A 14,040-nucleotide genomic window follows, 5' to 3' on the forward strand; every position below is an offset into this window, starting at 1 on the left:
AGGATTAAAAGAAATGGGGCTATACGAAACCAGGAAAATAAAGTATATGGAAGCATCAACGGGGATGAAAAGGAGATTAAATCTAGCAAGGGCATTAATAAAAGAAGCGGAAATATATTTACTTGATGAACCGACAAATGGAGTGGATATAGAAACGAAAATGAAGATATATGAAATAATGGAAGAATTAAGTCAAAAAGGAAAAACAATAATCTTAGCCAGTCATGATGTAAGTGAAATAGAAAAAACAGACAGGATAGTGGTATTAAAAAAAGGGAAAATAACAGCAGATAAAAAGACAGGAGAAATCCTGGAAAAAACAACGAGAAAAAATGAAGAAAAATTGCTGGAATTAATCAAATGAGGCAAAAGCCTCATTTTGTTTTGATATGGTATAATTGAAGAGTAGAATGTGTGGTTTATAAAAACGAACTTTGAAAGTCCGTCGAAAGTGAGAAACTAATTAAAAATTTGCAGAATTGAAATTCTATAGTTTTTAATTAATTATTTATATTTCCTTTATTGCAAATACAAAAAAATTCTGGTAAAATTATACTTGGTTCTAATAATATATGCGCCCTCATAGTTCAATGGATAGAACGGCGGATTCCTAATCCGCAAATGGAGGTTCGATTCCTCCTGGGGGCACCACAAGATCCGGGAGCTTCCCGGATTTTTTGTTATTACAAAAAGGAGTGTGACATTATGTGGTATCCCGGTCATATAAAAAAGGCAAAATCGAAAATTAAAACATATTTAAAAACTGTTCAGGGTGTTCTGGAATTAGTTGATGCTAGAGCTCCATATGCCAGCAGGGCTTATGAGTTTGAGGATTTATTTAAAGATAAGGATAGAATAATATTGTTTAATAAAATTGATATTGCAGACGAAAAACAGTTAAAATTCTGGAAAGATTATTATAAATCCAAAGGATATAAGGTTTTAGAAACTTCTTTAAAGAAGGTAAGTATAAAAAGCTTCTTAACTAAAGTTGTTTATAAAACATTTCCTAAAAAGTTTAGAGAATTGCGTGTAATGGTTGCTGGAATTCCTAATGTTGGTAAATCTACGCTAATAAACAGTTTAAAAGGTAAAAAATCATTACGCGTTGGAAATACACCAGGAGTTACCAAAGGCGTTCAATGGATAAGTGTGAATGATAATTTTATGTTGCTTGATACACCTGGAATTTTATATTCTGATATATACAATAAAAAAATTCTCTATAAATTAATACTTATTGGTTCAGTAAAACCAGAAGATGATGAAAAAGAGTTTGCAATAGAGTATGGATTTAACTTTTTCAAGGAAAAATATCCAGAGATTTTAAAAACAGCGCTTAAAGGAGATAATCCGCCGGAGGACTATTATGAATTTTTAAATATGTTTGCTAAAAAAAGAAACTTTATAAAGTCTGGAAATGAATACGATATAGAAAGAGCCATGAGTACATTTTTAAAGGAATTGTCAGATGGAAAATTTGGAAAGGTTGTATATGATTATCCGGAGGATTATGAGATATTAAAGTGAGGGATTAATATTTTAAATGAGGTAAATATTTTTGGAATAAACCTATTTAAAGAATTGATAAAACAAAAGAATATAAAAACATTATTGGCTATTGTAGAAGCCATAGATTCTGATATTGTCCATTTAAAGATTAATAACAACAAACAGATTATTATAAAAAATCCCGGAAAGAATTTTAAAGATATAAAACCCGGTGATTATATAAATATCTTAAATAATGAAAGCGAAAAAAAAGATATTGTACAGACCAGAGAAATTTTAAAAATAGATGGGAAGTATATACATTTTAATTTATTGAACGCTAAAAATAACATTGATTTAATTTTGCCTGATAATTCAATAAATAATAACACAAAAAAATTTTTATTCTGGCTTGGAAAGTTCATTAATACATTTAATGAAGAAGTTTATAAATCCGATGAAAATATTCAGGAAAAGATAGTTTTTAATAAAAGCCAGAAAAATTTCCTAATGTCATTTTTAAAAGAGATATATAATTCTCTAACAAATAATAAATCGTTAAAGATTCCAGATCCTGTTAAAAGTGCCAATATAATAAAAAGTTTGATTATAACCGATTTAAAAGAAGAACTTAAAAAAAGCAATACAATTTCTAAAAACAATGAGCAAAAACATAATAGTGGTGTTCAAGATAAAATAATTCAAAATTCTAAAATTCAGAGTTTTGAAAATAAGGGAGAACAGTTAAATATTAATAAAAGTAAAACCATTGATAATGCAGGGATAAAAAAAGAAGAAGATAGAAAGGGTAATGAAGATATTAAAAAAGAAAACGATATTTTAGGAGAAAAGAAAGATATTCCTATACTAAAAAATCAAACACATAATAATATCGTCAAAAACGCAATAAATGCATATCAAAATTTTTCAAATATGAAACCAGAAGAAAACTTTATATTTTTATCACTTTTCGGATTTCCAATATTTTTTAATATAGGCAATGAGTTTAAAATAGATGAACATACTAAAAATATAGTGAAAGTAAAAAGGATCTCCTTTTCCATATTAACCAGAAATTTTGGAAATATCAAATGTATTATATATGAAATCAATAAATCCCTGAATCTTTCCTTTGAAATTGAAAAAGAAAACAAAAAGTTTTCAGATAAAATAGAGACGCTTATTGATGAAATAAGAAGAGAAGGATTTACCGTTGGAGGATTAAAGATTACAGAATTAAAAGAAGATTCCAACCTTTCTGGAGATGGTTTATATGGATAAAAAGGTTGTTGCAATGAAATATGATGAACTAACAGATGAAGTGCCAGTAGTTATTGCAAAAGGCATAAATCATATAGCTGAAAAAATACTTGAAATAGCAAAGGAAAACAATATTCCTATAATGAAAAATACAAAAGTAGTGGAATCTCTGTATTCAATGGATATTCCTTCAGAAATTCCAGAAGATATGTATTCCATTGTGGCAAAGATAATTGCTTATGTTATGAAACTCGATAATGAAAATACAGGAGGTATTTTATGAAAAATTACAAATATGCAATTGTATATCTTGATTTAAAACCAGAATATGCAAAATTATATAATCTTCCAGTAAAATTGCCAGTGCTTGTTGAAGATATGAAAAAGGTTGCAAATAAAAACAAATTGCCTCTCGATGTCATCTTAAGGGGTTTGGAAGCTCAATATGAAATATCAAAAGATGAATATTATAAGAGTTACCTTGTATATTTCTATTATGAAGCATTTAAAGAAGCGCTTAATAAAGATGACTTTGAACAGGCAAATTATTATCTTAATGCAGCGAAAAAGCTTGGTGGTGAAGATTATCGTTTTAACTTTTATAGGGCTTTGTTGTTAAAAAAAAGCGAGCAGGAAGAATTAGCTGAACTTGAATTGAAAGAAGCTCTTGTAAAGAATCCAAATTTTCATCTTGGTCATTTTGAACTTGGTAATCTTATGTTTGAAAGGAAATTATATGATGAAGCTCTTGAAGCATATAAAAATGCCCTTGAATTGAATCCTGAATTTCTTTTGCCAAAATTAAAGATAGCTGATGTATATATTGAAAATGGGTTATTTTCTGAAGCTATTCAGGAGCTTAATGAGCTTCTTGAAAAAGATCCGGGATTTGTTGCAGCATATGTTCGTCTTGGAATATTATTCAATCAATTGCAAAGATATGAAGATGCTGCATTAATTCAGGAAAAAGGATTAAAAATAGATTCTGAAAATGTGGAATTGTTATATAATCTTGGATTTACCTATGCACGTTTGGGGAAACATCTTAAAGCTGTAGAAGTGCTTAAAAAGGCTGCAGAAATTTCAGAAACAGATTATATATTACACGAATTGGCAATTGCCTATAGAAATATAGGAGAATATATAAAATCTTATGATACAGCTAAGAAAGCATATAATGTTGCTAAAAAAGAAAATAAAAATTTAATAGCTTTATTTTTGATAAAAATATTATCTATAATAGGTAATTATGAAGATATAGAAAAATATTATAACGAATTGAAGGATACTGAATTTATGGTTTCAGCAAAAACATTTTTAATGTTTGCATATATTTCAGAAGGTGAAATTGAAAAGGCAAAACAACTGGCAAATGAGTTAAATAACTATGGTTTGTATGGAAATATGGTTTCAATATTGGATAAGGTTGAAAAGTATGTAGATTATTTAGAAAGTATAGCAGATGAAAAGTATACAATACCACTAATCAATTCTTTTGATGAAGAAGGGTTTATTGATAAATTAGGATTGTATGAAAATTTAAAGAAAAATAACATTGAAATAGAAAGTTTATTAAATGATGAAATAAATGAGGAAATTTCTGGGTTAGAATTAATTACAAATGCGTTATTATTAAGTGGTATAGATTATGGTTTAGGCGAAAGAGTTGCAACATTATTGGCGAGATATTTATGGAAAGATGGAAAGGGACTGTTTATAACAAGATTCTTATTAAGAATTTATCAGGATAAAGTTTTTGGCAATTTTAGCACACTTGATGTGTTTATAAGCGATATAATAGAGGAAATGAAAGATTTGCATTTTGGCCTTTCGAGATTGCTTGCAGATTATGAGTTAAATTTAATAGATTTTGATGGGTTAATAGAATATAATTTAAGTGAGTTTGAGGATATAATAAAAGTAATAATTTCATATATGCATATAAAGCCATTAAAAAGCGAAATTGAAAATGAAGAGTTCGAAGATTCAAAAGTTCAATCGCTATTATTATGGTTAGCCAATCTTGATGAACTAATAAAAATTTAATTAAAATAATAGGTTGGGAGGCAGTATAATGAAGAATCTAAGGGGTATATTATTGGGGATAATTATCCTGATATTATTTGGAGCAGGTTGTACGTTAAAACAGGATCAAAAACCTGTTATTCAGTTAGTAGAGCCTAATTCTGATATTATAGATAGCGGTTTTAATTTTCATTTAAAAATTTCAGATGATGTATATTTAAAGGGTTTGACGATTATGATAAATAATTCTGAAAAAATAGAAGTGGTAAGAAATCCTGAATTTAGTATTTTAAATGATGGCCTTGATTTAATGAGTTCTTTTAAAATTAATGTATTAAACGATAAGTCAATAGAATTAATATCATTAAAACCATATCCTATAGATGAAATCCCTGATGGGGAAATATTACATATACTTATAACAGCTGAAGATAATATTGATAATAAAACAGAATTGGAAAAAGACTTAAAGGTTGTTAGAAAGCCTATTATTAAATTACTTCCTTCGGAAGAAGCATATGACACAGTAGAAGGTACATTTGATATAATGGCATATATAAAAGATATAGATGCTGAAGGGAAAGAGGATTTAAGCGAATATTCAATAAACTTATATCATAAAGGTAATTTAATAGATTCAACACTTTCTCCAGTTGAAATGAAATACAATGAACACGATAAGGATGCTACGGTTACAACGCAAACATTTGAAGCATATAGATATCCTGTTGGCGATACACTTGAGTTAAAAATTTCAGCAACTGATAGAGCATCAAATACAGTAACTTTAGAAAAGGAAATAAAAGTTGGGGGAAAAGCTCCGGAGATAACAATTATAAAACCAAATATGTTATCCTCAGGTGCAACAATTGTTAATATAGAAGCAATGGTTACAGATGATGTTGAAATAAAGTCAGTAAGATTATTGGTTAATGATGTAGATATAAACGGAGATATACATATAAAATCACTTGATGCGCCAGCATTAACGCTTGATGAATTTAAAAAGAAAGAATATGTAAAAAAGGTTTTTATAACTAAAAACAATGTGGAGCTTAAAGATTCAGAAACAAGGATTATAATCGAAGCTGAAGATAGAGCCGGTAATATTGTTTCGAAAGGATTTAAAATTGTTATAGTCAATAATGAAAATTCACCAACAAAGAGATTTAAAATAGTAAAAGAGTGGTGATTATTATAAAAAAATATATTTTGTTTGTGTTTTATCTTATATTATTCCAGCTCTTTTTTGGACAATCACTTAAATTAAAAAGTATATTTCCAGAAAATAATAGCGAAGGCATTTCGCCAACAGGTGTAATATTAAAATGGAACTTTGAAAATACGGAAAATAAAAAAATTACATATGATATATATTTAGGGGAGAATAATTCTCCCCGTTTGTATAATGAAAATCTTCCAACAAATATATATCCGGTAAAATTTTTAAAACCGGAAACAACATATTTCTGGAAAATTGCTGTTAAAGAAAATGGTGAAAAAATATATGAAACCCCTATTTTGAAATTTAAAACAAGAAAATACAATAATGGCGAGTTAATATGGGTAGCTTTTGTGAAGGATAAAACTCAAATTTTTTCATATGAAAATTATACTGTTACTGCTGGGAATAACGTTATAGATATATATGATGAAAATAAAAAAATAAAATTTTCATTAAAAGAAAGATTTGTAGATATAGATATTAAAGGGGAATTTATATATCTTTTAAATAATTCATACATAAAATTATTTGATATTTCAAGTGGGAATTTAATTAACCAAATTAATCTTGATAACATATATGCCAGTATTAAAATTGATAGCAATAATAATATATTTATATACAACAGCAAAAGACTGGAAAAATTAAATGGAAAAAGTGTGGTTTTTAGGATATCCTTCGATTCAGAAATAGAAAGTGTAATATTTAAAAAAGATTTTTTTGCAGTAAAAACCCAAAAAAACTTTTCTGTTTTTGATTTAAATGGCCAGATAATTAAAGAATTTAAAATTCCCGGTCAAATACTTGAATATGATAATAATATAATTGTTTTTAAAAATGCAAATTCGTTAATAATGTCTGATTTTTCTGGGAAGATGATAAAATTACCGTTTTATGCAGAAAAAATAAAGATTTCAAATGGATATATTATATATTATGAAAAAAACTATCTAAAGCTTTATAACTATAAAACCAAAAGAATTCTTGAATTTAAAAGTTTTTCTGATTTTTTAGATGTGAAAATAATAAACAATATCATTTATGTGTTTGGTGAATACACATATGCTCAGGACTTTTCAGGTAATATAATATGGAAACATTATTTTCAGGGGAATATAATTGTTTCAAAAGTTATAAAAACAGAAAGACAAACTTTTGTATTTATATTAAAAGACAGAAATTACAATAAAATTGTTGAAATATATGATTACGATATCGGTAAAAAAGAGAATAATGAAATCATAGCTGAAAATACTATATCAGATGAAAATATATTAAAAAATGAAACAAAAGAAAGTTTAATATCAACACCTATACTTTTATATCCTGAAAATGGAGATATTATAAATACTTATACTGTTTCACTAAAATGGAAAATGCCACATTCAGAAAATGCGACAAATATAAGATATGAGATATTTTTAAAAGAAATAGGAAATGGATATATAAAAGAACAAAAAATAAAAAATATAAAAAATAATGAATACACAATAAATTTAAAACCAGAAAAAAGATATATCTGGAAAGTAATAGCTGTTATAAATGAACGTAAAGTTGAAAGTTCTGAAAAAGAATTTTTAACAGGCAAAATGGACTTTGTTTTAAAAAGGCTAAATATGGCAGCAGATCAGATGCTTTTGGATTTATATATCAACAATGAAAAAATATATTTTACAGGTTATGGCGAAAATCCCGAATATAAAATATTGAACTTATTATATGGTGAAATTGATTTTAAATTTTCAAATCCAGATGTAAAAATATATTTGGAGAAATTTGAAAATTATGGAAAAAAGATAGAGGTTACAGATGATTCAAGTGCAATGATTATAGGTTTTTCCAGCAAAAAAGATATTCGTGGAGATATGTATTTATGTTTATTAAATACAAAAGATAAAAAAATTCTCTGGGAAACATTTGCTGGAAGTACCAAAAGGGATTCGTTTGAAGACTTTTATTTTGATAAAAATGAAGGATACATATACACCACAGGTACAATTGGGAATGATCGCTCTGAGACAAATATACAAATTTCAAAATATTCTTTAACAGGTTATAGAATATGGTCAAAAGAGTATGGAGGATATGATCTTGAATTTGCATCCAAAATAATAAAATTGGATCCATATTCATTTATTTTAGCAGGATCTACAAAATCATTTGGGAATGGAGGATATGACTTTTATATAATAAAAACCAATGAATTAGGTGAAAAAATCTGGGATTTAACAGCAGGTACTTCAAAGGACGATTTTGTTTCAAATATAATTCCTATTTCTAAAAATGAATTTATTGTGATTGGAACATCATTTAGAGATGTCCTTCAGCCATATTTTGTTAGATTAGATTCAAATGGATTTAAAACATATGGGAAAATTATTCCATTTGTAAATGATATAAATATTGTAAAAGCTATAAAAGAAGGAGAGTATATATATACTGTTGGCTGGGTTAGAGATAAAAATACATTAATAAGAAAAGGATTTATTGCAAAATTCAACTTTAACGGAGAAAAAATCTGGGCAAAAAGTTTTTCTATAAAAAAACAGGATACTATTTTTACAGATATAGGATTTATAAACAATAAAATGATAATTGCAGGAGTTTCTGAATATAAAAGTCCTAATTTAAGAGATATTATATTCATTCAAACAACAGAAAAGTATATTCTTTCAAATTTTACAGATGAAAAATAATAGTAAAAAATATGTTATAATATTAAATACGAAGGGGTATTCTATTTCAGGGAGGGGTAATAATGAAAATAAACGGAAAGATTCTGTTGTTTGTTTCTCTCATACTTATTATTTCCTTTTCTGTTTTTCTTTTTTATAGCGTTATTCAATCGCAAAATGCTTTGGAAGAAAGTTTTGTTAGTAAATTGATAGTTGCGCGTGATTCAAAGAGTATGTTTTTAAAAAACACCTTATCTTTAATAGAAAAAGATCTTGAGTATTTTTCAAAACTTCCAGTAATAATGCAGGATTTTAATGATATTGTAGCTCAGGAAACAATGTTTAAAAGTATGGGGGATACTGAAAATTTCTTAAAAGAATTAAGAGAAGTATATTATGAAAAAAATCCTTATAAAGAAAGAGAAAAGCTGATAAACTTTTTTTACGATGAAAATTTCGATGAATCAAAAATTTCAGATGCTGCACAAACAGATTTATATCCCTACAATTCAACCCATGAAGATTTACATCCTCTTTTAACGAAATTTGTTGATACAAAAGATATTTATTATGATATTTATCTTGTGTCAAAAGACGGAAATATACTATACTCTGTAAAAAAGAATGAAGATTTTGCTACAAATTTGAAAAATGGAAAATATAAAAATACTCAACTTGGAATTTTATTTAATATATTAGAAAGTTCTGGAGATACAAAAGTACATTTTTCAGATATAGGTAAATATAATGCCGGCAATAAAAAATATGGTTTTTTTGCAGGAATAAAAATCTTAAATGATTATGATGAAGTATCTGGATATTTTATAGTATATATTGATACAAATTATCTTGAATCTGCTTTAAAAGATAAAAGTGGAATGGGAAAAACCGGTATTACATATATCGTGGGAACAGATAAATATTTAAGAAGCAATCTTCCAGATAAAGAGGTATTATTAACTCAAAAAGCCAATACAAAGCCTGTAGAAAAAGCATTAAAAGGTGAAACAGGCTGGATGGTATCAAATAATTTTGAAGGGGAAAAAGTCCTCAGTGCTTATGCTCCATTTCAATTTAAAGAAGTAAAATGGGCGTTTATTTCAGAAGTTTCTGTTGAGGAAGCATTTGCAGCATCTAAAAAGATAAGAAATTCCCTGATTTTTATGTCTTTGATTATTATTTTAATTTCAATATTATTGTCTCTAATTTTTTCCAGGAAAATTACCAATCCTCTTGTAAATCTCAGCAAAAAAGTTGATAAATTTGCTTCTGGAGATTTCACTGTGGATTTTAAAATTGAAGGTAAAGATGAAGTAGCCTTAATAGCAAATTCATTAAAAAATATGTCAGATAATTTAAGAGATACAACATTATGGATGCTTGAAGCTGGTAAAAAAATAGAAGAATCTTCAGAAATTTTAGCGAAAATTTCAGAAAAAACGGCTTCTCTCAATGATAATGTATTAAAAAAATCGCAATTAATTGAATCTAATTCTGAAAATGCTTCAGCAACAACAGAAGAATTAACTTCAGGAGTAAATGAAGTTTCTACAGCAGCTCAAAATGTTTCTGAAACCGCTGCTGAAATTTCAAGATCAGTAAATAATACAACTCAATTGACGCAGGATGGAGAAAAATCAATTATAAAAATTGCTGAAATTATAGATAATGCAGTAAAAAAATCCAAGGAAACAGAAAAAACGGTTGCAGTTTTGGCTGAAAAAGCTCAGAATATTGGAGAAATTGTGGAGACAATTACCAGTATAACCGAACAGACAAATCTACTTGCTCTAAATGCAGCAATAGAAGCAGCAAGAGCTGGAGAAGCAGGAAAAGGTTTTGCTGTTGTTGCTGATGAAATTAGAAAGTTAGCAGAAGAAAGTAGAAAGGCTACTGAAGAAATAGCCAAAATATTAAATGAAATAAAAGATGGCGCTGCAAAAGCCAATCAGGCTACAGATGATACTGTAAAAGTTATAAGTCAGGTTGAAATAAGTGCAGATGAAATTCAAAGAAAATTCTCAGAGATACTTGAAAGAGTTGAAAGCATTAATGCAAGAGTAGAAGATTTAACAGCAAGTGCGCAACAACAAAGTGCTTCAACAGAAGAAATGGCTGCAGCTACAGATAAAACGGCACAAATGATATTGGAAATATCAAAAGAAGTATCAGATATAACAAGAGAAATTGAGGACGAAAGTCTGGAAATAGAAAATGTCAGTGAAAAAGCTATGGATTTATCGAAACTTGTAGAACAATTAAACGAAAGACTTAAAAAATTTAAGATTTAGAAATAAAACACCACCAATTAAGGTGGTGTTTTTTAAATTAATATATCATTGATTAATTAATTATTTGTAAAATTATTAGGACTTTTTAATAATTATTTGACATGAGATAAACTAGTATGTTATAATTCATATGTGAAAAATAAGTTTAAACAAAGAGGATGATAGTATGAAAGGGAAACAATATAATCATGAAGAGATTGAAAGAATAATTGCTGATAAGATCAAACAGGCAAATGAGCTTTTAAAAGAGGTTGAAGAATTACTAGATGAAGAAAGTCATTTAATTGAAACTGAGTCTCAAAGCCGATTAGGAGAACTTATAAATGGGCATATTGCTCTAAGTGAACATTCTGAAGAAATCAAAGAGAAAAGCGGAACTTCCCAAAAAGATTAGGAAGATCCGCTTTTTATTTATTTTAAGAGCATTTAGACCATCCGCAGGTTTTACATGAAATACATCCTTCTGTCATTAACAGGGAATTTTTGCTTAGACAGGTAGGACAATATGTATTACCTTCGTTATCTATATAATAGCCTTTTGTATATTCGAGTTTATTAGCGTGAACAAACTTTTCAACTTCTTCTCTACTTAAAGGTTTTCCAACATGAAATACCTCAATATCTCCTTCGTTGTCTTTCCATAAATCTTCGAAATCCTCAAGTGCTTTCTTAATTTCACCAGAAATACCTTTACAATATGTACCTTTTACTTTTGACAGCTGCTCTAAAATTTCATCTGCTGAGACACCTGATCTCAAAGCGATGGATGAAAGTCTTCCTATAATTTCTGCGGTTTCTGTACCATCAGAAAGGAATATTTCTATTGCTTCACCGTTATCATCAAATGAAACTGTAATATATACCGTTCCTGATCCTGTTTTATATTTTCTTGTTACGCTTTTTAAAGTATCCTTTCTTGGCCTTGCTCTTAATTTATGCTTTTCATCAAGAACAAAGAAAGTAACCTTTTTATCGTCTTTCTTTTTTGCTTTGGTTAAAACCTGTGTTTCTAATGAGCCATCTCTATATATTGTAATTCCTTTTAAACTTAATTCCATAGCCATTTTATATATATTTTTAATATCATCAACAGTTGCTTCTTTAGGAAGGTTAATGGTTTTGGAACATGATGCATCAAGATAGCTTTGAATCATATGTTGAGCCATTAAGTGATCTTCACCTGAAATGTCCATGGCAGTTACAAAAACGCGTTTTATTTCCTCGGAAATACCTTCAATATTTTGAACACTCCCTTTTTCTATAATCTCTGCTTCTAACTCACTGGTGAGTTCTCCATCTAATTTTTCTTTTAGAATTCTGTTCATATATGGTAAAGGGACTCTATTACCTTCTTTGTCTGTCATATATCTAATATATGCAAGCATAAAATTTGGTTCTATACCACTTGAAGTATCTGCAATATTTGAAATTGATCCTGTTGGTGCAACAGTATTAACCTGCACATTTCTTTTAAATTCTTTTGCTTCATTAAAGAAATGTTTTCTAATAAGCTCATTCCACTTTCTTATATTTTCTGAAAAATCATCTTTGAGCATGGCAAAAGGAATAAATCCTTTTTTGTATTTTGATCTGTCAAATAGAGGGAAACTTCCTCTTTCTTTAGCTAATTCAGTACTTGCAAGATGTGAATAATATGCAAACTGTGCAGTACTTTCAGCCATAAACCTTCTTCCTTCTTCAGAATTATAAGCTAATTCCTTTTTAAACAAAGCATCAGCAAGGCCCATAATACCGAGACCAATAAATCGTTGTTCCTTTGAAACCTTATCTATTTCTTCAAGTGGATAAACGTTAATATCTATAACATCATCAAGAAAGCGGCTGCACCAGTAAATTAAATCCTTGAAAAGCTCGTTATTTTCATGATCAGGGTTTCCAAGATTAACAAAATCCACAACCTTAGCCAGATCAATAGAACCAAGATTACAACTTCCATATGGAGGAAGAGGTTCCTCACCGCATGGGTTAGTAGCACTTACAGGAGTTACATCGCTTAGTGCATAATACTTATTGTGCCTTCCTAAAAATAGCATTCCGGGATCGCCTGATTTCCATGCATTATTTGCAATTAAATCAAATAACTCTCTTGCTTTTATTGTTTTTTTTATATTTGAATTCGGATGACTAAGTTCAATTTCTTCATCGTTTTCTAACTTTTTTAAGAATTCTTCTGGATTATCGAAATTAACGGAGATATTGAAATAGTTTAATACAGACTTACCATCATTATTCTTTTTTGAATTAATAAAATCAATTACATCAGGATGGTCATATCTCATAACAGCCATTTGAGCGCCTCTTCTTGCTCCACCTTGCTCTATTGTTGAAGCGGTAGTATTAAAGACATTCATAAAACTTATTGGACCAGATGATTTTCCACCTGTGCCAGCAATAGAACTATCTTTTGGTCTTAAAACAGAAAAATCATATCCCACACCACCGCCATATTTTTGAATTAAAGCTGCATCTTTAACAGCTTCAAATATTCCTTCCATAGAGTCTTCTAATGGAACAACAAAACACGCAGATAACATATTATGTCTATTTCTTGAATTATATATTCTTTTATAATCTTCAATAGTCATTTCTTCTAAGGGCTTTTTAAATATTTCTAATGGCAAAGTTTTTCCAGAATTGAATAATGTTGGACTATTGGGAAGGAAAACACGACTTTTAAGAAGTTTATAAAATTTCTTTTCAACATTTCTTATTTCTTCAATATCTTCCGTATATAAAATTTCAGCGCTGGCTATATATCTTGAAACCCTCCTTGTAATATCTTCCCAGCTATGTTCTAAATAATTACCTTCTCCATCTTTTAGAAAATACCTATCTCGTAATATCCTTTCAGCATTTTCAGATGGAGAAATATTTATAAAATGGTCAAGAAAATCATCAAGATTAAAAATTTCAGTCACACCATTACCCCCTTCGATTTTATTCCAAAAAAGATTATACCACAATATATGGTGGGAGTTACCAATTATTTACACAAGAAATAGTGGAATATTATAATATAATATTAATAAAAAAAACAGTTGACTTAAAGATT

The 14,040-nt window shown here is 28.3% G+C and carries 10 protein-coding genes and 1 tRNA gene; 10 read left to right on the forward strand and 1 reads right to left on the reverse strand.

The window, feature by feature from the left end:
• From XO10_RS07515 to XO10_RS07560, 10 genes are all read left to right on the forward strand, one after another.
• Positions 1–364 (forward strand): AAA family ATPase (locus XO10_RS07515; RefSeq protein WP_175421358.1); only part of this gene is annotated, 364 nt, incomplete at its 5' end.
• Between the two features lie 212 nt (positions 365–576).
• Positions 577–651 (forward strand) — tRNA-Arg (locus XO10_RS07520).
• A gap of 54 nt (positions 652–705) precedes the next feature.
• A complete protein-coding gene (gene ylqF, locus XO10_RS07525) occupies positions 706–1,530 on the forward strand; it encodes a ribosome biogenesis GTPase YlqF (protein WP_014296981.1) in 825 nt (274 codons plus the stop codon).
• A 54-nt stretch (positions 1,531–1,584) separates the two neighbouring features.
• Positions 1,585–2,772: a hypothetical protein gene (locus XO10_RS07530; RefSeq protein ID WP_175421359.1), complete on the forward strand. Its 1,188-nt coding sequence runs from the start codon at positions 1,585–1,587 to the stop codon at positions 2,770–2,772.
• The gene (locus XO10_RS07535; RefSeq protein WP_014296983.1) at positions 2,765–3,034 is read left to right on the forward strand and encodes an EscU/YscU/HrcU family type III secretion system export apparatus switch protein; all 270 of its coding nucleotides are present in this window, start codon (positions 2,765–2,767) and stop codon (positions 3,032–3,034) included. Before XO10_RS07530 ends, XO10_RS07535 begins: the two co-directional genes overlap by 8 nt.
• The gene (locus XO10_RS07540; RefSeq protein WP_014296984.1) at positions 3,031–4,797 is read left to right on the forward strand and encodes a lipopolysaccharide assembly protein LapB; all 1,767 of its coding nucleotides are present in this window, start codon (positions 3,031–3,033) and stop codon (positions 4,795–4,797) included. Before XO10_RS07535 ends, XO10_RS07540 begins: the two co-directional genes overlap by 4 nt.
• A 28-nt stretch (positions 4,798–4,825) precedes the next feature.
• On the forward strand, positions 4,826–5,968 hold the full coding sequence (locus XO10_RS07545) for an Ig-like domain-containing protein (protein ID WP_175421360.1): 1,143 nt from the start codon (positions 4,826–4,828) through the stop codon (positions 5,966–5,968).
• A complete protein-coding gene (locus XO10_RS07550; protein ID WP_175421361.1) occupies positions 5,965–8,697 on the forward strand; it encodes a hypothetical protein in 2,733 nt (910 codons plus the stop codon). Before XO10_RS07545 ends, XO10_RS07550 begins: the two co-directional genes overlap by 4 nt.
• Before the next feature lie 62 nt (positions 8,698–8,759).
• On the forward strand, positions 8,760–10,967 hold the full coding sequence (locus XO10_RS07555; protein ID WP_175418435.1) for a methyl-accepting chemotaxis protein: 2,208 nt from the start codon (positions 8,760–8,762) through the stop codon (positions 10,965–10,967).
• Positions 10,968–11,133: 166 nt separating this feature from the next.
• On the forward strand, positions 11,134–11,361 hold the full coding sequence (locus XO10_RS07560) for a hypothetical protein (protein ID WP_175418436.1): 228 nt from the start codon (positions 11,134–11,136) through the stop codon (positions 11,359–11,361).
• 22 nt (positions 11,362–11,383) lie between these two features.
• On the opposite strand, the gene XO10_RS07565 is transcribed toward XO10_RS07560, so the two are convergent.
• The gene (locus XO10_RS07565) at positions 11,384–13,906 is read right to left on the reverse strand and encodes an adenosylcobalamin-dependent ribonucleoside-diphosphate reductase (RefSeq protein WP_014296989.1); all 2,523 of its coding nucleotides are present in this window, start codon (positions 13,904–13,906) and stop codon (positions 11,384–11,386) included.
• Between the last annotated feature and the right edge of the window lie 134 nt (positions 13,907–14,040).

Origin of the sequence: Marinitoga sp. 1135, from assembly GCF_013363245.1 — a bacterium.
GTDB lineage: Bacteria > Thermotogota > Thermotogae > Petrotogales > Petrotogaceae > Marinitoga > Marinitoga piezophila.